At 68.3% G+C, this 21,231-nt stretch carries 12 protein-coding genes and 1 pseudogene; 5 read left to right on the top strand and 8 right to left on the bottom strand.

Annotated features, from left to right (window positions below):
• Positions 1 to 36: 36 nt before the first annotated feature.
• The 5 genes from aceE to rsgA all read right to left on the bottom strand — a co-directional run bounded on the left by aceE (position 37) and on the right by rsgA (position 8,606).
• On the bottom strand, positions 37 to 2,763 hold the full coding sequence (gene aceE / locus ACVCL9_RS15465) for a pyruvate dehydrogenase (acetyl-transferring), homodimeric type (protein ID WP_447097452.1): 2,727 nt from the start codon (positions 2,761 to 2,763) through the stop codon (positions 37 to 39).
• A 150-nt stretch (positions 2,764 to 2,913) separates the two neighbouring features.
• Entirely contained in the window at positions 2,914 to 3,780 is an 867-nt protein-coding gene (locus ACVCL9_RS15460) for a class I SAM-dependent methyltransferase (protein ID WP_447097453.1), read from the bottom strand.
• A gap of 34 nt (positions 3,781 to 3,814) precedes the next feature.
• Entirely contained in the window at positions 3,815 to 6,106 is a 2,292-nt protein-coding gene (locus ACVCL9_RS15455; RefSeq protein WP_447097454.1) for an NADP-dependent malic enzyme, read from the bottom strand.
• A 103-nt stretch (positions 6,107 to 6,209) separates the two neighbouring features.
• Entirely contained in the window at positions 6,210 to 7,481 is a 1,272-nt protein-coding gene (locus ACVCL9_RS15450) for a flavohemoglobin expression-modulating QEGLA motif protein (RefSeq protein WP_447097455.1), read from the bottom strand.
• A 69-nt stretch (positions 7,482 to 7,550) separates the two neighbouring features.
• The gene (gene rsgA, locus ACVCL9_RS15445; protein WP_447097456.1) at positions 7,551 to 8,606 is read right to left on the bottom strand and encodes a ribosome small subunit-dependent GTPase A; all 1,056 of its coding nucleotides are present in this window, start codon (positions 8,604 to 8,606) and stop codon (positions 7,551 to 7,553) included.
• Positions 8,607 to 8,771: 165 nt separating this feature from the next.
• Between rsgA and ACVCL9_RS15440 the strand changes: the two genes are divergently transcribed.
• The 3 genes and pseudogenes from ACVCL9_RS15440 to grxD all read left to right on the top strand — a co-directional run.
• Positions 8,772 to 10,016: an aminotransferase class I/II-fold pyridoxal phosphate-dependent enzyme gene (locus tag ACVCL9_RS15440; RefSeq protein WP_447097457.1), complete on the top strand. Its 1,245-nt coding sequence runs from the start codon at positions 8,772 to 8,774 to the stop codon at positions 10,014 to 10,016.
• Positions 10,017 to 10,025: 9 nt separating this feature from the next.
• A complete protein-coding gene (locus tag ACVCL9_RS15435; protein ID WP_447097458.1) occupies positions 10,026 to 10,649 on the top strand; it encodes an SGNH/GDSL hydrolase family protein in 624 nt (207 codons plus the stop codon).
• Positions 10,650 to 10,711: 62 nt separating this feature from the next.
• A pseudogene (gene grxD, locus ACVCL9_RS15430) lies at positions 10,712 to 11,314 on the top strand (Grx4 family monothiol glutaredoxin); the annotation flags it as partial.
• A 60-nt stretch (positions 11,315 to 11,374) separates the two neighbouring features.
• Here the strand turns inward: grxD and ACVCL9_RS15425 are convergent.
• Positions 11,375 to 12,694 (bottom strand): aspartyl/asparaginyl beta-hydroxylase domain-containing protein, encoded by a 1,320-nt coding sequence (locus ACVCL9_RS15425; protein ID WP_447097459.1) that lies wholly within the window; start codon positions 12,692 to 12,694, stop codon positions 11,375 to 11,377.
• A gap of 149 nt (positions 12,695 to 12,843) precedes the next feature.
• On the opposite strand from ACVCL9_RS15425, the gene ACVCL9_RS15420 reads away from it, so the two are divergent.
• A complete protein-coding gene (locus ACVCL9_RS15420; RefSeq protein ID WP_447097460.1) occupies positions 12,844 to 14,427 on the top strand; it encodes a tetratricopeptide repeat-containing sulfotransferase family protein in 1,584 nt (527 codons plus the stop codon).
• A 6-nt stretch (positions 14,428 to 14,433) separates the two neighbouring features.
• A complete protein-coding gene (locus ACVCL9_RS15415; protein ID WP_447097461.1) occupies positions 14,434 to 16,071 on the top strand; it encodes a tetratricopeptide repeat-containing sulfotransferase family protein in 1,638 nt (545 codons plus the stop codon).
• 131 nt (positions 16,072 to 16,202) lie between these two features.
• On the opposite strand, the gene ACVCL9_RS15410 is transcribed toward ACVCL9_RS15415, so the two are convergent.
• A complete protein-coding gene (locus ACVCL9_RS15410) occupies positions 16,203 to 18,020 on the bottom strand; it encodes a sulfotransferase (RefSeq protein WP_447097462.1) in 1,818 nt (605 codons plus the stop codon).
• Positions 18,021 to 18,098: 78 nt separating this feature from the next.
• A complete protein-coding gene (locus ACVCL9_RS15405; protein WP_447097463.1) occupies positions 18,099 to 21,038 on the bottom strand; it encodes a TonB-dependent receptor plug domain-containing protein in 2,940 nt (979 codons plus the stop codon).
• Positions 21,039 to 21,231 lie beyond the last annotated feature (193 nt).

Raw genomic sequence — 21,231 nt, 5'->3', positions numbered from 1 at the left:
CCCGGAGGGCGGCTTTTCCGATCGCGGCGACCCGGCTCAGACGGTCAGCGGGTTGGGCTTGTCCGGGTCGAGCTTGTACTCCTTGATCGCGCGGCTGACGTCCTTGGCGTTGACCTTGCCTTCCTTCGCCAGCGCGGCCAGCGCGGCGTGGGCGATCCAGTAGCGGCTGATCTCGAAGAACTCGCGCAGGTGCTCGCGGGTGTCGGAGCGGCCGTAACCGTCGGCGCCCAGCGCGGTGAACGAGCGACCCTCGGGCATGAAGGCGCGCACCTGGTCGACCATGCCGCGCACGTATTCGCTGGCGGCGATCACCGGGCCGTCGCGCCCGGCCAGGTTGGCGGTGACGTGCGGCACGCGCTGCTTCGCTTCCGGATGCAGGCGGTTCCAGCGCTCGCAGTCGAAGCCGTCGCGCGATAGTTCGCTGAAGCTGGGGCAGGACCAGATGTCGGCCTTCACGCCGAAGTCGGCATCCAGCAGCTCGGCCGCCGCAATCGCCTCGATCAGCGAACCGCCCGCCGCCATCAGCTGCACGCACGGCGCGCCGGTCTTGCCCTTGCTCTTGCCCTTGCCTGAATCCCGATTCCCCAATCCCGAGTCCCGGAACAGATACATGCCCTTGACGATGCCGTCGTAGCAGCCCTCGGGCATGTCCGGGTGGACATAGTTCTCGTTGGTGGTGGTGATGTAATAGAAGACGTCCTGCTGCTCTTCGTACATCTCCTTGACGCCGTGGTGCAGCAACACCGCCACCTCGTACGACCAGGTCGGGTCGTAGGCGCGGCAGTTGGGGAAGGTGCCTGCCATCAGGTGCGAGGCACAGTCCGAATGCTGCAGGCCTTCGCCGGGGAAACTGGCGCCGGCGGTGGCGCCGACCAGGAAGCCGCGCGCGCGCTGGTCGCCAGCGGCCCAGATCAGGTCGCCGATGCGCCGGAAGCCGAAGAACGAGTAGTAGATGAAGAACGGCAGCATCGGCTGGTTGGACAGCGAATAGCTGGTGCCCGCCGCGATCCACGCCGACACGCCGCCAGCCTCGGAGATGCCTTCCTGCAGCACCTGGCCGTCCTGCGCCTCGCGGTAGTACAGCAGCTGGTCGGCATCCTGCGGACGATACTTCTGGCCGAACGGCGCGTAGATGCCGATCTGCCGGAACATGCCCTCCATGCCGAAGGTGCGCGCCTCGTCGGCCACGATCGGCACCACGCGCGGGCCGAGCTGCTTGTCGCGCAGCAACAGGTTCATGCCGCGCACCAGCGCCATGGTGTTGGAGATCTCGCGCTCGCCGCTGCCCTTGGTGATCTGCTCGAACGCGGACAACTCCGGCGCCTTGCACGGCACGTCGGTGCGGCGGCGGCGCTGCGGCAGGAAGCCGCCCAGCGCGCGACGGCGTTCCAGCATGTATTCCACCTCCGGCGAGTTCGGGCCGGGGTGGTAGTACGGCACGCTGTCCAGCTTGTCGTCGGGCACCGGAATCTGGAAACGATCGCGGAACGTGCGCACGGCATCGCCGGTCATCTTCTTCTGCTGATGGGTGGGGTTCTCCGCCTCGCCCGAGCCGATGCCCATGCCGTAACCCTTCACCGTCTTGGCCAGGATCACCGTGGGCATGCCCTTGGTGTTCACCGCCGCGTGGTAGGCGGCGTAGACCTTGTGCGGATCATGGCCGCCGCGATTCAGGCGCCAGACGTCGTCATCGCTGAAGTTGGCCACCATCTCGCGGGTCTGCGGGTACTTGCCGAAGAAATGCTCGCGCGTGTAGGCGCCGCCGAAGGCCTTGCAGGCCTGGTATTCGCCGTCCACGGTTTCCATCATCAGCTTGCGCAGCGTGCCGTCCTTGTCGCGCGCCAGCAGCGCATCCCAGTAGCTGCCCCAGATCACCTTGATGGCGTTCCAGCCGGCGCCGCGGAACACGCCCTCCAGCTCCTGGATGATCTTGCCGTTGCCGCGCACCGGGCCGTCCAGCCGCTGCAGGTTGCAGTTGATCACGAAGATCAGGTTGTCCAGGCCTTCGCGGCCGGCCAGCGAGATCGCGCCCAGCGATTCCGGCTCGTCCACTTCGCCGTCGCCGAGGAAGCACCATATCTTGCGGTCGGTCTTGGGTATCAGGCCGCGGTTCTCCAGGTAGCGGAAGAACTGCGCCTGGTAGATCGCCTGGATCGGACCCAGCCCCATCGACACGGTGGGCACCTGCCAGTAGTCCGGCATCAGCCACGGGTGTGGATAGGAGGTGAGCGACTGCTCGCCGCCGACCACGTCGGCGCGGAACAGGTCGAGCCGCTCCTCGCCGATGCGGCCTTCGAGGAAGGAGCGCGCATAGATGCCAGGGCTGATGTGGCCCTGGTAGCCGATCAAGTCGCCGGGGTGGTCGGCGCTGGGGGCACGCCAGAAATGGTTGAAGCCCACGTCGTACAGCGTGGCCGAGGAGGCGAAGCTGGCGATGTGGCCGCCCAGCGAACCGGGCCGGCGGTTGGCGCGCACCACCATCGCCATCGCGTTCCAGCGGATCAGGCAGCGGATGCGCCACTCCATCGCCGCATCGCCGGGGCTCTTGGCCTCCATCCCGGGCGGGATCGTGTTGACGTATTCGGTGGTCGGGTTGAACGGCAGGTAGCCACCCGAGCGACGGGTGGTGTCGACCATCTTCTCCAGCAGGTAATGCGCGCGCTCGGTACCGTCGTGCTGGATCACCGCATCGAGCGAATCGATCCACTCGCGGGTTTCGGTGGGGTCAAGATCCTGGTCCAGGATTTCGTCGAGCTGGTCCATCGGGGTTCTCCACGGCACCGTGGGGTGTGCCTGCAAAAGGTTCGCGCCGCCGGGGCCGCGGCGCGACAACACATGAGTTTAGTTGTTTGCCCGGATACCTGCCAATGGCGCCGGCACCGACGAAGACGGTTTCCGGCGGGAGAGGGACGGCTATCCGGCTTGCACGAGCTGCGGCACGGGCTTGCGCAGCACGACGATGTCCTGGTTGCCGTTCAGGCCGCCTTCGATGTGCTCGACCACGGCGAGATGGCGTGCCCAGTGCCGGCGTACATAGTCCACGGTGTGGAAGGTCGTCTGGTAGAAATCGGGCAGGCCGTCGACCTTGAAACGACCCTTGCGGTCGGTGCGATAGACAAACCCGTCAAGCGCCAGCGCGGCGAGTTCCTCCGCGGTGCAGCTGCCGGTGGCGGAACGGCCGTGGGTGGTGGCCAGCAGCAGGCCACCGGGCTTCAGCAGCCGCGCCATTTCGGCGAGCCACTCGTCCTGCGCCGGCGCATCGAGGTGGGTGAACAGCGACACGCTGTAGATGACGTCGAACATCCCGCCGGCATAAGCCGTCGGCGTGGCCGGGGTGTTGATCGCGAACCGGGCCACGGCGGAGAGGTTTTCCCGCGCCCAGTCGATGGCCTCCACGTCGATGTCCGAGCCGTGCATTTCGCAGGAGCTGGCGGCAGCCGCCAATTCGCCGATGACCCGGCCCGGCCCGCAGGCAAAGTCCAGCACGACCAGGTGCTCCGGCCGCACACCGTGCGCGGCCAGCGTGTCAAGCAGGCAGCGCGCGATGCGGCGGCCATTGGCCAGGTAGCTGGCCGAATCGAAAGCCCGATGCACCCGGTAGCGCAGCATGGGCGGCGGCAGGCCCAGCGCCGGCACGCCGGGGTCCACCCGGTTCGCCCGCGCCAACCGCAGGCGGAACTGCGCGTACCTCGCGGCACCGACGAGCCAGTACAACGGCGCGATGCGTTTCGCCATCTGGCGCAGTTGCCCCATCATGCCGTCCATCGAACTGCGTGCCATGCGCTGCGTCCCTGCCGGTGGTGGTGTGTTCCGATCAACCGCGCCGGCTGCCCTGCGCGGCGCGGATCTGTGCATCGACCGCGGCCACCGCGGTCATGTTGACGATGCGGCGCACGGTGGAGGCTGGCGTGAGGATGTGCGCGGAGCGGTTGACGCCCATCAGGATCGGCCCGATCGAGACGCCGTCGGTCATCACCCGCACGATGTTGTAGGCGATGTTGGCCGCGTCCAGGTTCGGCATCACGAACAGGTTGGCGCGGCCGCTGAGCGTGGTGTGCGGGAACATGCGCAGGCGCAGCGCCTCGTCCCAGGCGGTGTCGGCCTGCATCTCGCCGTCCATGTCCAGCTTGGGCGCGCGCGCCTTGAGGATCTGCCAGGCCTTGCGCATCTTCGCCGCGCTGGGGTTGTCGTGGCTGCCGTAGTTGGAGTGCGAGAGCAGCGCCACCTTGGGCTCGATGCCGAAGTTCTTCAGCCGGTAGCAGGCCTGCAGCGTCGCCTCGGCGATCTGCTCGGCGGTGGGATCGACCTGCACGTGGGTGTCGAGGAAGAACCACGCACCCTTGTCGTTGATCACGCCGCTCATCGCCGAGGTGCACGACACGCCGGGGTCGAGCCCGAACACGCTGCGCAGGTAGCCGAGTTTCTTGTGGTAGCGACCCACGATGCCGCAGATCATGGCGTCCGCCTCGCCGCGTTCGACCATCATCGCGGCGATCAGGGTCGGCCGCGAGCGCAGCAGGTTCTTCGCCGCCGCCGGGCTGACCCCGCGCCGTTCGGTCATGGCGTGGTACTGCTGCCAGTAGTCGTTGAAGCGCGGGTCGTCGTGGATGTTGGTCAGCTCGAAATCCACGCCGGCGCGCATGCGCAGGCCCAGCCGCTGGATGCGCGTGTCGATCACGTCCGGGCGGCCGATCAGGATCGGCCGCGCGATGCGCTCGTCGATCACCGTCTGCACCGCGCGCAGCACGATCTCCTCCTCGCCCTCGGCGTATACCACCCGCTTGGGATCGGCGCGGGCGCGCTCGTACACCGGCTTCATCAGCAGGCCGGTGCGGTAGATGAACTGGCCGAGCTTCTCCTTGTAGGCGTCCATGTCCACGATCGGCCGGGTGGCCACGCCCGAATCCATCGCCGCCTGCGCCACCGCGGGCGCCAGCATCACCAGCAGGCGCCGGTCGAACGGACGCGGGATCAGGTATTCCGGGCCGAAACAGGGGATCTCGCCGCCGTAGGCACTGCCCAGGTCGGAGGCCTCCATGCGTGCCAGCGCGGCGATGGCGCGCACGCAGGCGGTCTTCATCGCCTCGTTGATCACGGTGGCGCCCACGTCCAGCGCACCGCGGAAGATATAGGGGAAGCACAGCGCGTTGTTGACCTGGTTCGGATAATCCGAACGGCCGGTGGCGATGATGCAGTCCGGCCGCACCGCCTTGGCGTCTTCCGGGGTGATCTCGGGGTTCGGGTTGGCCAGCGCCAGGATCACCGGGCGCTCGGCCATCGTGGCGACCATCTCCGGCTTGAGGATGCCGCCGGCGGACAGGCCCAGGAACACGTCCGCCCCCGCCACGATCTCGGCCAGGCTGCGCTTGGGCGTGTCGCGCGCGTAGCGCGCCTTGTCCGGGTCGAGGTTGCTGCGGCCGGTGTGGATCACGCCCTCGCGGTCGAACGCGAGGATGTTCTCCGGCCGCACGCCCAGCGCCACCAGCATGTCGAGGCAGGCGATGCCGGCTGCACCGGCGCCGGTGGTGGCGAGCTTGATGTCCGCGATGTTCTTGCCGACCACCTCCAGCGCATTGACCAGGGCGGCGCCGACGATGATCGCGGTGCCGTGCTGGTCATCGTGGAACACCGGGATCTTCATCCGCTCGCGCAGCTTGCGCTCGACGATGAAGCACTCCGGCGCCTTGATGTCCTCCAGGTTGATGCCGCCGAAGGTGGGCTCCAGGCTGGCGATGATCTCGACCAGCTTGTCCGGGTCGTTCTCGTCGATCTCGATGTCGAACACGTCGATGCCGGCGAACTTCTGGAACAGGATGCCCTTGCCTTCCATCACCGGCTTGGCCGCCAGCGGCCCGATGTCGCCCAGACCAAGCACCGCGGTGCCGTTGGTGATCACCGCCACCAGGTTGGAGCGTACGGTGTACTCCGCCGCCGTCGCGGGGTCCTCGACGATCGCGTCGCACGCCGCCGCCACGCCCGGCGAATACGCCAGCGACAGGTCGCGCTGGGTCAGCAGGGCGGTGGTCGGGGTGATCTTGATCTTGCCCGGCCGCGGATGACGGTGATACTCCAGCGCGGCGAGGCGCAGTTCTTCGGGGAGGGCCATGGGAGGGGCTTTTTTCCAGTGAGTGGGCGCCATCGCGCGAGCGCGGATGGCTGGCGAGAATGTTAGCACCTGGGCCTGCGTCGCTGGCCCACGCCCGGCGCCCTCACGCGCCCGGCAGCAGGTCGTCCTCGCGCACCCGATCCATGTGGATGCCGTTGATGAACACCGAGAACGCCAGCTTTCCGGCCAGCCCGTGCACGTGCTGCATCCATGGCGGCAGCCAGCGCGGCGGCACGATCGCGCCGGAGGCGAAATGCGGCTGCAGGCTGATCACGTCGTGCAGCGCCAGCTTGCCGGCGAACAGATAGCGCAGCAGATCCAGCCGGCGCTGGCGCAGGGCCCAGCGGAAGAACGTGTGCACGGTGAGCAGGCCGGACAGGTAGACGTTGTCCTTGGCGAACACCGCGCCGCCGCCCGGCGGCACGCCGCGGAACACCCGCTGCGCCGAATGGAAGCTGTCGGCCACGCTCTGCCCGCGCGCATGGAAGTAGCGATAGACCTCGACGAAATCGGCGCCGCCCAGGGCCATGTCGATCGCCACGATGCGCAGGCTGATGCGTTTCAGCCGGGCGATGTCGATCGCCCCCGACATCAGCTCGGCGAATACCGCCAGCCCTTCCTGGGTGGCGGTGACCCGCGGCGAGGTGCGCCCCAGCGACGCCAGCAACGGCTGGCGCCGGCCGTTCAGCGCGGTCAGCGAATGCACGAAGGCCTCGTGCGCCAGCAACTGGTGGTGGTCGTACTGGCTGAAGCTGGCGCCGCCGCGCAGGCGGATGCGGGTGGCGCCGGCGGCGGCCTTGGCGGTGAGCTCGGGATCGACCTCGACGCGGATCGTGCCGTCGCCGAAGAAGACATCCAGCGTCTCGGCCAGCGCCGCGCGCAGCACCTCCGCGTCGATGTCGCCGCCGTCGTCGGCGAGCAGGTCGGCGCCCAGTTCGTCGGACAGCTCGACGAAATAGCGCGCGGCATCCAGGTTGCTGCGCTGGCTGCCGGGGATGCGGTCGTCCGGCTTGCCGTACAGCGCGATCGACGGCGCGGTCACGCCGGCCGTACCCACCGCCTCGAGCATCTGCGCGGCGACCTGCCAGGACTCGGCGGTGCGGCGCAGGTACTCGCCCAGCGGATCGCCCGCGCCGACCTCCACCGCCGCCGTCTCGATCGCCGCCAGTTCGGTGCGCGCCGCCGCCAGCCCGGGCACCTGGTAGGACACCGCCGGCAGGCTGAAGCGGCCCTGGCCGTAGGCCTCGATCATGCGGTTTTCCAGCGACGCGGGCCACGCCACCGTGGGCAATATGTGGATGCCGCGCACCGCCGCCAGCAAGCGCTGGTCCAGCGCCGCGTAGCGTTGCAGCTCCGGTGCAATGGCCGCGTTCATCGCGAGACCCCGGCACGCCGCGCACCGTCGGCGCGAATTCTTCCCGGGCTGCCCCCGCGCGCCATCGAACTACTCCCGCTCGCGCTTGACGCGGTGGCCGCGCGGCGGCTCCAGCGGGCGGCCGCCGCGCTGACGGCGCAATCGCGCTTCGAGGGTGGCAGCCTGTTCCTCCCGCTCGTCGTGCAGCTTGAGGTAACTGCGCCAGCGCTCGGCGCTCAGCTCGCCGGTGTCCAGCGCCACCTGCACCGCGCAACCGGGCTCGCTGCCGTGGCCGCAATCGGCGAAGCGGCACTGCTCGGCGAGCGCCTCGATGTCGGCGAACAGGTCGAGCTGCTCCTCGCCGGTCAGTTTCAGCTCGCGCATGCCGGGGGTGTCGATCAGGCAACCGCCCGAGGGCAACTGCAGCAGCGCGCGGTGGGTGGTGGTGTGGCGACCGCGGCTGTCGTGGCTGCGCACGGCGGCGGTGGCCATGGTCGCGGTGCCGAACAAGGTATTCGTCAACGTCGATTTGCCGGCGCCGGAGGAGCCCACCAGCACCGCGCTGTCACCCGGCTGCAGGTAGCGCGCCAGCTCCTGCGCGCTGGCGGGGTCCTTGCAGTTGAGCGCATGGATCGGCGTGTCCTGCGGCAGGCGCGCGCGCAGCGCGGCGACCTTCGCCGCCGCATCCTCGTGCTTGTCCAGCTTGCTCAGCAGCACCACCGGCTGCGCGCCGGAGCCTTCGGTCAGCGACAGGTAGCGCTCGATGCGGGCGGGGTTGAAGTCGCCGTCCAGCCCGGTCAGCACCAGCACGTAGTCGACATTGGTGGCGATCAGCTGGCGCTCGTAGCGCTCGCCCGCGGCGGCGCGCGACAACATGCTGCGGCGCGCTCCCACGCTGACGATGTGCGGCGGCGTGCCGTCGGCCACCTCCACGAAATCGCCCACCACCGGTCGCTCGGCGGGGTCGATGCCGCGCTTGAGGAAGCGGCCGTCCGGCTGCGCGCCGAACAGTGCGTGGCCATCGTGCAGTTCATAACCGGCGCGATGCTGCGCCACCACCCGCGCCAGGCGCAGGCCGCCGGCCGGCAGGCGGTCGCCGCGCCAGCCGATATGCCGCAGCCGCTCGATCGTTTCGACATCACTCATGGCGAGACTTGCCTGGCATGGTGGGGCGATTATGCCCTGCCCGGCCACGGCCCGACGATGGTCAGCGTCGCGCCCGCCGATCGGCTCGCGCTGCACTGCATCACGCTGCTAGCATCCACGTCGCCGGCGTTCGCGCCGTTTCCCACCCGCAAAGGAACCCAGGCGTTGGCTCCGATCATCCCCAGTGCGCACCTGGCAGACGTGCGCTACGAGATCCGCGGTGCGCTGACCCGCCGTGCCCGCGAGCTGGAATCCGCCGGACGCGACATCATCAAGCTGAATATCGGCAACCCCGGCCGCTACGGCTTCGAGGCGCCGGCGCACCTGCGCGAGGCGATCGCCAGCCACCTGCACGAGAGCGACGCCTACGGCCACGAGCAGGGACTGGAAGCGGCGCGCGAGGCGATCGCCGCGCAGCAACGCAGCCGCGGAGCGCGGCACGTGCAGCCCGAGCGCATCTTCATCGGCAACGGGGTCAGCGAACTGATCGACCTGGCTTTGCGGGCTCTGCTGCAGCCCGGCGACGAGGTGCTGCTGCCGAGCCCGGACTACCCGCTGTGGAGCGCGGCCACCATCCTCAACGGCGGACGGCCGCAGTACTACCGCTGCCCGGCCAGCCGCGGCCACCTGCCCGACCCGGACGAGGTGGAGGCGCTGGTCACCCCGCGCACCCGCGCGCTGGTACTCATCAACCCCAACAACCCGACCGGCGCGGTCTATCCGCGCGAGCTGCTGCAGCGGCTGGCCGAAGTCGCAGCGCGGCACGGCCTGTTGCTGCTCGCCGATGAAATCTACGACGAGATCCTCTACGACGGCGCGCACTTCCAGCCACTGGCGGAAGTCGCCGGCGAACTGCCCTGCCTGAGCTTCGGCGGGCTCAGCAAGGTGCATCGCGCCTGCGGCTATCGGGTCGGCTGGATGAGCCTGTCCGGCGCGCCCGCGGGAACGTCGGTGTATCGCGACGCGCTGCAACTGCTGGCCGCATTGCGCCTGTGCGCCAACGTGACCGCGCAGTGGGCGGTGCCGCCCGCCTTGCAGGACGCGCCGACGATCGGCGCCCTGACCGCGCCGGGCGGGCGCCTGCACGAGGCGCGCGCGGCGGTGCTGCAGGGAGTCGTCGCCAGCGAACACCTCGACCTGGTGGCGCCGGCCGGCGCGTTGTATGCGTTCCCCGCGGTGCGCGCCGAACGCATCCCGCAGTTCGACGACGAATCCTTCGCCCTGCGCCTGCTCGAAGAGGAGTCGGTGCTGGTGGTGCCCGGCAGCAGCTTCAACGTGTCGCGCAGCCGCCACTTCCGGCTGACCCTGCTGCCGCCGCCCGCGCAGCTGCACGAGGTGTTCGTGCGGATCGAGCAGGTGCTGCAGCGGATGGCGCGCGAACAGGCGGACAACGCCGTCGTCGCGGCCTGAGGCTTGTCGATGCCCGCATCCCGCTCGCCGCTGCGTCACCTCGCGCTCGGCGATTCCTACACCGTCGGCGAAGCCGTGGCCGCGAACGCGTGCTGGCCCGCGGTGCTGGCGCAGCAGCTGCGCCGCGGCGGCGCGGCGGTCGACGAGCCATGCCTCGTGGCCGTCACCGGCTGGACCACCGACGAGCTGGCACGAGGCATGGATCAGGCCGCGCTGGCGCCGCCCTACGATCTGGTCACCCTGCAGATCGGCGTCAACAACCAGTATCGCGGCCGCAGCCTCGATGAATACGCGGCGCAGTTCGCCGCCTTGCTCGAACGCGCCATCGCGCTGGCCGGCGGGCGCGTCGCGCGGACGCTGGTGGTCTCCATCCCCGATTGGGGCGTCACCCCCTTTGCGCGCGAACAAGGCCGCGATGCGGCGCGGATCGCCCGCGAACTGGACGATTTCAACGCGCGTGCCCGCGGCCTGGCGGCAAGCCGCGGCGTCCGCTTTGTCGACATCACCCCGATCTCGCGCCGGCATCCGGAGCTGGTCGCCGCGGACGGCCTGCATCCGTCGGCGGAGCAGTACGCGCTTTGGGCAGATGCGATCGCGCCGGCCGCGCGCGCGGCGCTGTCGCGGCCACCTTGAAAGCTTCGCTGCGCGCCGTCATCTCCACGGCGTATCATTTGTCCCTTTACCCGGAGCCCTGCATGTCACTGGACAACACCACCCGCGAACGCATCGAGAGCCTGCTCAAGGAGCACCGCGTGGTGCTGTTCATGAAAGGCGACCGCCACCAGCCGATGTGCGGTTTCTCCGCCGCCGCGACCAACACGCTCAACGAGCTGCTGCCGGAGTACCACACGGTCAACGTGCTGGACGACCCGGAGATCCGCGAGGGCATCAAGCTCTACGGCGAGTGGCCCACGATCCCGCAGCTGTACGTCGGCGGCGAGCTGATCGGCGGCGCCGACATCATCAGCCAGATGTACCGCAGCGGCGAGCTGCATGCGGTGTTCGGCATGCCGGCACCGGATCGCACCCCGCCGGAAATCACCATCACCGATGCCGCCGCCGAGGCGATCCGCCAGGGCACGGCCAATGCGCAAGGCATGGTCCTGCACCTGGAAATCGGCCCGGATCACGGCGCCGGCTTCCAGCTGGCACCGGCCGGCGAACATGACGTGGTGACGCAGTCCAACGGACTGGAAGTGCATTTCGACCCCGCCAGCGCCCAGCGCGCGCGCGGCATCGTGATCGACTGGGTTTCCACCGTGCAGGGCGAGGGACTCAGCCTGACCTTCCCCGGCGCGAAGTAAGCACGCCTTCGCCCACCCGGCCGGCTCTGCGCCGGCCCGGGCGGCCGGACCCCATCAGGCTTGCGCGGGCGGGGCGGTGGCGTCGTTGAAATCGCTGATCGCCTCGACCAGGTCGGTCACCGCGGCCCGCTCGGCCTCGCTCAGGTCGGGGTTCCAGCTGTCCAGGATCAGCACCACGCGGGTTTCGCCGCTGCGGTTCCACGCCTCGTGGAGGAAGGTGTCGTCGAACGTCACGCACTTGCCGGGCTGCCAGACATGCTCCTGGCCACCGACGTTGATGGCGCAATGGTCCGGCACGATCAGCGGCAGATGGGTGACCAGCCGGGTGTTGGTGACCCCGCGATGCGGCAGGATGTGCGTGCCAGGCCGCAGCACCGAGAACAGCGTCTCCGGCGCGTGGTCGCGGATGCGGACCAGCGGCAACCGGTCGAGGATGCCGGCGGTGATCGGGCAAGCCGCGCAATGGTCGTCGTAGCGCTTGCCGTGGCGATAGAAGAAGTACGCGTCCCACGCCGCCTCGTCCTTGCCCCACGACTTCAGCATCTCGCCGGTCGCCGGGCCGGCGGATGTGCCCAGGAAGGGTTCGAGATCGCGCGCTGCGCCCAGCTGCTCTTCCAGTTCGCCCCGAATATCGCCGGTTGCCTGCTCGAGCGCTTCCAGCCACGGGAAACGCGAGCGCTCGTAGTAGGGCTGGCTCGGCACGCCGGCGAAGTAGAGGAATTTCGGCTGCTGGCGGGCGTCGGGGATGTTCGCCGGCTGCTCGCCAAGATAGATCGAAAGGCTTTGCTCGACGCGGGTCAGCTCCGACGCGCCGTAACGATCGCGCAGCGGCTCCAGCACCTCGCTGAACAAGCGGCGACGTTCGCGGTTCACGTAGTTGATGGCGTACTTCACCAGCTCGCGCACGGCCGGTGCGGTGGTCTGGTCGTTCGTCCAGCGGCCCTGGTTCTGCGCCGTGCGGATGGCGGTGTACCAGGTCACCAGCGCATCGTGCGCGCGCCCGAGCTGTTCCTGGGCCACGCCCAGCTGCAGCCGCGCGACAAATGCCTGCGGCGCCAGTTGCAGGCTGCGCTGCAGCGTGCCGGCGGCGTCGCCGAAATCGCCATTGGCCAGTTGCACTGCCCCCAGCAGCTGCAACAGGTCGACCCGCTCCGGTTCCCGCGCGACAGCGTGCAATGACAGATCCCTCGCCGGAACCAGCTCGCCGCGCGCGTAATGGCGGCTGGCCAGGAAACTGAGCGCCTCGACATCGTGCGGCAGCAGTTCCAGCAGGTGACGGAAGAACTGCTCGGCCGTTTCCGGGTCACGCCGTTGCAACCGCTCGTGGGCGGCGCGGCGGCAGGCTTCGGGAGTCAGCGGGTGGGTCATGTCCATGGAACAGTGCCTTGGAGTGCTGCCGTGCGCCAGCACGGGCGGGAGCCAAACGGGCATAATACGCGTTCATTGCCGCTCGATGGTGGCAGCCGGACTGCGCCGGACGCGCCTTCGGCCACGGCTCACCCAAACCGGATCGTGGAGAAAGCATGGCAACGCGGCTGGATGGACTTACCCCGACCACCGCCCGCCGCGTCGTCGCGGCGGGTGAGTCGCTCGACGCGGGACGCGTGGAGGAGGCGATGCGGCAATTGGCGGGCATCGAGCGCAACGAGGCGCACCATCCGGAAATCCTGCGCATGCACGCCGGCATCCTCGGCATGCGCGGTCAGCACCGCGACGCCATCGCCGTCATGCGCGACGCCATGGCCATGCGGCCCGACGACCCGGTCTACCACAACACGCTGGGCAGCCTGCAAGGCCAGGCGGGCGATTACGACGCGGCAATCGAATCGCTGCGGCGCAGCTGCGAGCTGCAGCCGACGCTGGGCATGGCCTGGTACAACCTGGGCGTGATGCTGACGCGCTCGGTGCGCAACGACGAGGCCACCGCGGCGCTGCAACGCGCAGTGGAGCTGGAACCACGCCACATGCAGGCACGTGCGCTGCTTGCCGACATCCTGCGCATGCAGGGTCGTGCTGACGAGGCCGCGGCCGAGTATCGGCGCGTGCTGGCCGAGAACCCCGGCGCGGGCATGGCATGGTGGGGCCTGGCCGACCTGCGCAGCGGCCAGTTCAGCGAGGAAGACATCGCCAGCATGCAGGCGACGCTGCAGGACCGGTGCAACAGCGACGACGACCTGATCGCGACCGGCTTCGCGCTGGCCGCCGCGCTGCACGATCATGGTCACCCGGCAGCCGCCCTGCGGGCCATCGAGCAGGCCAACAACCTGGCGCGACGCCGCCGGCACTGGGATCGCGGCGCGTTCTCCGCCAGCGTGACGGCGCTCAACCAGGCGTTCGACCCGCCGCCCGAAGGCGCGCCCGGCGAGCTGGGAAGGGAGGTGATCTTCATCGTCGGCCTGCCGCGCTCCGGCTCCACCCTGGTCGAGCAGATCCTCGCCTCGCATTCCCGGGTGGAGGGCGCCGGCGAGCTGTCCGACCTCCCGCAGGTGCTGGCCGAGGAATCGCGTCGGCGCGGACAACCTTTCCCGCAGTGGGTGAAAGCCATGCAGCCGGCCGACTGGCAGCGACTGGGCCAGCGTTACCTCGAGCGGACCGCACACTGGCGGCGCCATCGTCCGATGTTCACCGACAAGCTCCCCAGCAACTGGATCTATGCCGGCGCGATCCGCGCCATGCTGCCGCAGGCACGCATCATCGGCTGTCGGCGCGATCCGCTCGAGACCTGCTTCTCGTGCTACCGGCAACGCCTGGAGAACAACGAGTACACCCGCGACTTCGACGATCTGGCCAGCTTCTGGGGCGATTTCGATCGCAGCCTCACGCATTGGCAGCGGCTGCATCCGCAGCACGTGCTGGAGTTCCGCCACGAGGATCTGCAGGCCGATCCGCCGCAGCATATCCGCGCGCTGCTGGATTTCTGCGACCTGCCCTACGAGGAGGCTTGCGAACGCTTCCACGAAAGCAGCCGCGAGGTGCGCTCGCCCAGCGCCAGCCAGGTGCGTCAGCCGCTGCGGCGCGACACCGCGCACACCGCGGCTTACGCCGAGCTGCTCGATCCGCTGCGCCGGGCGCTCGGATTGGCGCCGTGGAAGTCCGCGGTCCACTGAGCCGGGATGAGCGCGACCGACAAGCCCGGTTCAGTCGCCGCCCGGCGCGAACAGGCCTTGACCGAACATCTGCGGCGGGCCGCATCGACGCCGGACGACGGCAAGCTGCTGCTCCAGGCCTGGACTGACGCCACCGACGCCGAGTGGCTGGCGCTGATCCAGCGCCTGATGCTGGAACGCGACCACTGCACGTGGAACATGCTGCAGCATGCACTGCAGGCCCATCCCCGCTCCACTGCATTGCGTCAGGCGCAGGCGGGCCTGCTGCTCCAGCGTGGCGACGCCCGCGCCGCCGAAGAGCTGCTGCGGGCGCTGCTGGCGGAACCCTCGGCGCAGTTGGCCAGCAGTTTCACGCTGGCGCGGCTGCTGAAGGGCCAGGGCCGCATGCGCGCGGTCGCCGACGTGATGCGCGGTGCGTTCCCTGCGTCCGGAGGCGACCTCGAACAGCGCATCCAGGCCATCGAGTTGCTGGACGACTGCGGGCGCAAGCACGATGCGGCGGACCTTGCCGAGGTGGAGATCGCGGCCGGTAATGCCGATCCGCGGCTGCATGCCTACGCCGGCATGCTGCAGGCGCAACTGGGCCGCTTCGACGTGGCGCGCGAGCGCTATGCCTTCGTGGCGGCAAACAGCCCGCAGGCTCCCGACTGGCACGTGCCGCAGGGGCTGGCGGGGCTGCAACGCTATGCCGATGCCGGTCATCCTGACTTTGCCCTGTTTCGCCGCTACCTGGCCGCGCCGTTGAACGACGACGCCCGCACGTCGCTGCTGTTTGCGCTGGGCAAGGCCCATGACGACATCGGCGAGTACGCCCAAGCGGCGCACTTCCTGCGCGATGCCAACGCCCGCGCCGCGGCCAAGGCGCACTGGTCGCGCAAGCGGTGGGCGCGGAGCATCGAAGTTCGGCGCAAGCGTCGGCTGCCCGCGGTCACCCTTGAGCCCGAGCCGGGCTGGACGCCCGTGTTCATCGTCGGAGTACCGCGTTCGGGTACCACCCTGGTGGCGCGACAGCTGGCGGAGCATGCGCTGGTCTGCCATCGCGGCGAATCGCCGTGGCTGCCCGCGCTGGCCGAACGGATCGACGGCACGGAGGGCGGGGATTATCGGCAACGACTGGCTGACGCCGCAGCGACATACGCCGCACAGCTGCGCCAGGACGATGCGCCCGCGGCGCGCTGGTTCATCGACAAGCAGCCGCGCAACTTCCTGCATGTCGACCTGATTCTTTCCTTGTTCCCGAACGCGAGGATCATCCAGTGCCAGCGTCGCGCGCGCGACATCGCGCTGTCGCTGTGGATGCAGTCATTCCACGACCGCAGCCTGGATTTCTCCTGCGACTTCGCCGACATCGCGGCCTACATCCGCGGCGCGCGTCAATTGATGGCCGGCTGGCAGGCACGCTACCCGCACGCTGTGCGAACGATCCGCTACGAGGAACTGGCGGCGGACCCGGCGACGTCCCTGGCCGGACTGGCGCAATGGCTCGGCTTGCCGCGATCACCGGCCGCATCCACCGACCACGATCATGCGATCAGCACCGCCAGCCTGTGGCAGGCGCGCCAGCCGGTCCACACGCGCTCGGTCGATCGGTGGCGCTGTTACGCGCCGTTCCTGCCCGAGCTCATGCAGATCGCCGAGGACTGAGCCTGCACCGAAACGGCACGGCATCCGCCGCGAGGCCAGCGCGCCTGATTCGGGCGGGCACGAGCGTGCACGCGCCGGACCTGCGATCGAAAGCCACGGGCGTGCTTCTTTTCGCGGACCGCGGATGCGGCTCAGTGACCGCCTTCCGTCGTGTAGCCCCAGTGGTCGAGCATGGGCTGCAGGATCGCCTGGGCCGGCGCCAGCGCCTCGCCGTAGCGCAACCAGCGCCCCAGCCCCTTGCGGTTGACCGGCTGGATCACCTGCGTGTAGCTGGGTGTGGCGATGTAACCCTTCTGTCGTGCGTGCCTGTCGAAATCGAGCAGCGGCGAGGCATCGTCCAGGCCAAGGAAATCGCCGATGCGTTGCGTCTGCGTCGCCGGATCGGCCACCAGGTCCTCGTAGCGCGAGACCAGCACCGAAGGCTGGAAAACCTCGACGTGGTGAAGCCACGACTGCATCGCCTCGACGTAGGCCTGTGCCAGGCGCTCAAGTGAGGCACCGGCCGCCGCCAGCACGCTGGCACGATAGTTCTGCATGTAGTTGCTGATCAGCACGTCGCAGGGATGGCGCAGGGCCAGGATGAACCGTGCTTGCGGGAACAGGCGGTGGATCATCGGCAGCCACAGCATGTTCAACGGGTTCTTGTCGACCAGGCGACTGTCCCAGCGCCGGGCGATCTTCGAGCACACCATGGAGACGTAGCCCTTGCGCAGTTCGTCGCAGGCATGCTGGTCGAGCCGGGCAATATCGGCGGGCATGTGCAGGCCATGGTCCGCGAGTTGGTCGGCGAGCAGGTTGAAGAACGGCCGCTCGTCCATCGACTGCAAGGTCGGATGGGCATCCAGCATCTGCTCGAGCAGGGTGGTGCCGGAGCGCGGGAAGCCGACGATGAATACGGGCGAGTCCTTCGACTCCGGGGCGGACAGGTGTGGCCAGCGCTGGTAATCCTCCCGCGTCACGCGGGCGACGGCAGCCGGCAGAAGCGGTGCGCCGGGTTCGAATCGCGCCGGCACCGCCTGCTTCAGCTCCTCTACCTGAAGGGCATGCGCCTCGGCCAGCGCAGCCAGGGTGGCCTCGACGTCACCGAGCTTGTCGCAAGCCTCGGCGAGCGCGAAATAGTGCGCGAAATCGTAGTCGTGGCGCGGACCGGTCTGCTCCAGCAGCTCGCGCGCGCCGGCATGATTGCCGCTGCGCGCCTCCAGTGCGGCGGACAGATGGGCAAGGTCGCGTCGCTGGGCGTCGTCGAGCTTCCCGGCCTGAGCGCTGATCTCCTGCATCACGGCGCGCGAGCGGTCGAGCTGGTTGACCCGCTCGTAGACCGCCGCCAGCAGCAACCGCGCGCCCAGTGAGGGCGTGGAGCGGGCGCAAAGGTCTTCCAGCAGCACCCGCGACGCGTTGGCATCGCCCATGACCAGTTTGAGATCCGCCAGTTGGGCCTGCAGCTCGTCGTCCAGGGGCATCCACTCGCGCCAGTGCTCGGTGAGCTGGTCGGCCCGGTAATCGCGGCAGACCGCGCAGGCGCGCGCGGCATGGATGCGTGCCGCGACCGAGTCCGGCGCCAGCACCGTGGCCTTGAGCAGGGAGTCCCGCGCCGCCAGGAAGTCCCGGTCGTGGAACTGCAGCAGACCGCGGTTGATCCATTGCTCCGCATTGTCCGGCGCCAGCCGCAGCGCCATGTCGACGGCACGCGCCGCCTCGGCCAGCTGTCCGTCCTGGCGCAGCACGGTGGCGTAGTTGCCCCAGTGGACCGCGTCCCCGGGGCACAGCTCCACCAGCCGGGCGTAGACCGGCAGGGCGTCGGCCCGCCTGTTCTGATGCGACAGCGCGAGAGCCAGCAGGAACAAGGTGTCAGGGTCGTCTCCGCCTTGCGCCAGCGCCTGGCGGCACAACGCTTCGGCGACGTCCGGACGGCCGGTTTGCAGAGCAGCGATGATGTCTTGGTTGGTCACGATGGCACCAAAAAAAGAGCCGCGCAGGAACCCTGCGCGGCTCGTTGCAACGTTGTCAGCCGAAGCCGACGCGAACGATCAGAACTTCACTTCCACGCGGCCCCAGAAGTAGCGACCCTGCAGGTCGAAGTCGCTGGGGTCGGTGTTGGCGTTGAGCGTGTTGTTCGCATACAGGAACGGCGGCTGCTTGTCGGCGACGTTGTTCACGCCGAACGACACGCGGGTGTTGAGCGGCTCGATGTTGTAGCCGATCGACACGTCGCTGTAGATCGTCGAACCGAACTTCATCACGTAGTTGGGGTAGCTCGGGATCGGCGAAGCGGCGTAGCCCGGGACTGCGCGGCCCATCTGGAACCCACCGATGTAACGCATGCGCCAGGACGCATCCCAGTTGCCCAGGTTCCAGTTCACGAAGCCCTTGCCGCGCCAGCGCGGGAACAGGCAGACGCCGCCACCGCTCGGGCAGGAAGCCGATTCCGGCGAACCGTAGAAGCCGAAGTAACCGGCGTCATGATAGGTGACGTTGGCGTCCGAACCCGGCGCCGTCTGCTGGTCGTAACGGGTCAGGTAGGTGCCGTCCACGCCCACCACGAAGTTGCCGAAGCTGAACTGCGGCAGCTTGTAGCGCACCGAGAAGTCCACGCCGCTGGCGTCGGTACGGCCCAGGTTACCGGTCGGCTCGCCGATCTGGATGATCTGGCCCGGGTCGTTGGAGCTGAGCGGCTTGCGCGTGATCAGCGGGCAGAACTTGGTGTTGCCGGCATAGCACTGGTCAAGCACCGTCTGGGCGCCGATCGAAGTGATCGTGTCCGTCAGGTACAGGCGCCAGTAGTCCGCGCTCATCGACAGGCCCGGGGCCCAGCTCGGCGAGTAGACCGCGCCGAAGTCGAACGAGCGACCCTGCTCCGGCCCGAGCGGGAAGTTGAAGTACTGCGAGCCGGCGGCAATGCCCTTGCTCTGCTGGCCCAGGGCGACGTCGCGGTCGACGAAGGTGCCGTCGGTCGGCACGCCCACGCAAGCCGGGTTGCCGGCGGTGGTGATGCCGTCGCAGGGATCGTTGCTGAGCTTCGGTGCGTCGCTGAGCGGAGCACCGAACACATCCGACGTGGTCGGGGCACGGAAGACGTCGGACACGGTGCCACGCAGCAGCAGGTCCTGGATCGGCCGGTATTCCAACGCAAACTTGAAGTTGTTGGTGCTGCCGAAGGTGCTGTACTTGGAGTAGCGGTCACCGATGGTGACGTTCAGCGCCTGGATGCCCGGCAGGTTGCTGAGCACCGGGATGAACAGCTCGCCGTAGCCTTCCTTCACGTTGTAGCCACCCTGGAGGGGCGAGCTGCACTGGCTGCCCAAGGTGCAGTTGCCGGTCTCCGGGTCGAGCAGCAGCACCGGATCGATCGTGCTGTGGGTGTACTCCTTGCGGTACTCCGCACCCAAGGCGAGCTGCACCGTGCCGGCCGGCAGGTCGAACAGACCGCCGGTGAGGTTGGCCGAGTAGGTCTTCTGGATGTCGATCTGGTTGTTGATGGCCGGCGAGGCGATCTTCTGCAGCACGGCGACCGAGTTCGGATCGAACTGGTTGAACGGGTTGAACGGGGTGCAACCGGCGATGATGTTGCCCGGCGTGCCGCACTTCACGACACCGTCGGTGTCCATGAACGACGGACCGAGGTCCTTGTTCATCAGGTCCACGTTGGGCAGGCCGCGGGTGATGGTGTTCGTGGAAAGATGGCCGTAGTTGTAGCCGGCATCCCAGGTCCAGTTCTGGTCGAAGATGGTGAAGTCACCCTTCAGGCCCGTCGCCACCTGGTCGGTGGTCAGACCGAAGTTGGCCGAACGGTTGCCGGCGGACACCAGGCGCAGGCGGAAGTCATTGCCATCCGGGTTGAAGTCCACGCCGAACGGGTTGTAGTAGCTGTCCTTGGAGATGTAACCGCCGTAGATGACGCCGAACAGCGACGGGGCCAGCTGGAAGCCGGAGGTCGTCTTGTTGTGGTACGCGGTCAGGTAGGCCTCGACATGATCCGTCAGGTTGTAGGTGCCCTTGATGAAGCCGCTGGTGCGCTCCTGCGGGGTCTGGATCAGGTTGACCGTGGCGTAGTTGTACTTGTCGCTGTTGCCGAAGCAGTGGTAGTCGGTGTTGACGTTCTGACCGCTGGCACCCGGATTCAGCGCCACGTTCTTGCAGCCGTACTGGGCCTGCAGCGCGGCCGGCAACTGGATGTTGCCGTAGGCCGGGAAGCTGGAACCGCCGATGTACGAGTAGATCGCGCTGTTCGGGCTGCCGGTGATCGAGACCGAGTTCTTCGAGAAGTCGCGGTTCGAAGCCTCCACGCCATCGGTCTTGTTGTAGTCGATGCCACCCATGATGCTGCCCTTGTCGCCGGTCTGACCGAACGTGAAGGAGTAGCCGGTGGACTTGCCGTCGTTGCGATCGGACTCGCCGTAGGTCGCCGAGAACTGCGCGCCCTGGTAGTCCTTCTTGAGCACGAAGTTGACCACGCCGGCGATTGCGTCGGAGCCGTAGATGGCGGACGCGCCGTCGGTCAGCACTTCAACGCGCTCGATCATGTCGACCGGAATCGTGTTGGGGTCGGTGTTGACGACGCGACGGCCGTCGACAAGGATCAGGGTGCGCTGCGAACCCAGGCCGCGCAGGCCGATCGAGGAGCCGCCGGTGCCGCCGGCGTTGTTGACCTGCGGGTTGACCACGCCGCCGGTGACGGAGGGCAGTTCCTGCACCAGGTCGCCCACGGTCAGCGCGCCAGTGGCCTTGATCTCCTGCGCGTCCATGACAACCACCGGGTTGGAGGTTTCCAGGTCGACACGGCGAATGTTGGAACCGGTGACCACCACCGTCTGCAGCGTCTGTGCCTTCTGGGTGCTGGGCTGGTTGGCCGCATCCTGGTTGCCCGTGTCCTGGGCGAAGGCCGTGCCGGAAGCACCGACCGCAATGACAGCACCCAGCGAAAGCGCCAGGCGAACTGCCGAAGAAAGTTTCTTGACCCCAAGTTTCATTACGACACCCTCCGAATTGATTTTTGTCATGGGCCTGCACCGCTCAGCCCAGAAGTACAACCCGACCTGTTCTCAGACCGATGGATTTCGGACCCATGAGCTCCCGATCCGCGCCGATACTAACAGGCAAATAACGCTATGTGAACCGACATCATACACTTGGCGAAGCGTCGTCATTCAGCCTTTGTTGAAC

The organism is Rhodanobacter sp. UC4438_H5 (assembly GCF_052978405.1).
Note: the sequence above shows the minus strand (reverse complement) of the source record. Positions and strands in the feature narration are given on the sequence as shown.

Coding starts and splice junctions, on each gene's coding strand:
- aceE (WP_447097452.1), bottom strand. CDS start 2,763: ATGGACCAGCTCGACGAAATCCTGGACCAGGATCTTGACCCCACCGAA.
- ACVCL9_RS15460 (WP_447097453.1), bottom strand. CDS start 3,780: ATGGCACGCAGTTCGATGGACGGCATGATGGGGCAACTGCGCCAGATG.
- ACVCL9_RS15455 (WP_447097454.1), bottom strand. CDS start 6,106: ATGGCCCTCCCCGAAGAACTGCGCCTCGCCGCGCTGGAGTATCACCGT.
- ACVCL9_RS15450 (WP_447097455.1), bottom strand. CDS start 7,481: ATGAACGCGGCCATTGCACCGGAGCTGCAACGCTACGCGGCGCTGGAC.
- rsgA (WP_447097456.1), bottom strand. CDS start 8,606: ATGAGTGATGTCGAAACGATCGAGCGGCTGCGGCATATCGGCTGGCGC.
- ACVCL9_RS15435 (WP_447097458.1), top strand. CDS start 10,026: ATGCCCGCATCCCGCTCGCCGCTGCGTCACCTCGCGCTCGGCGATTCC.
- ACVCL9_RS15425 (WP_447097459.1), bottom strand. CDS start 12,694: ATGGACATGACCCACCCGCTGACTCCCGAAGCCTGCCGCCGCGCCGCC.
- ACVCL9_RS15420 (WP_447097460.1), top strand. CDS start 12,844: ATGGCAACGCGGCTGGATGGACTTACCCCGACCACCGCCCGCCGCGTC.
- ACVCL9_RS15415 (WP_447097461.1), top strand. CDS start 14,434: ATGAGCGCGACCGACAAGCCCGGTTCAGTCGCCGCCCGGCGCGAACAG.
- ACVCL9_RS15405 (WP_447097463.1), bottom strand. CDS start 21,038: ATGAAACTTGGGGTCAAGAAACTTTCTTCGGCAGTTCGCCTGGCGCTT.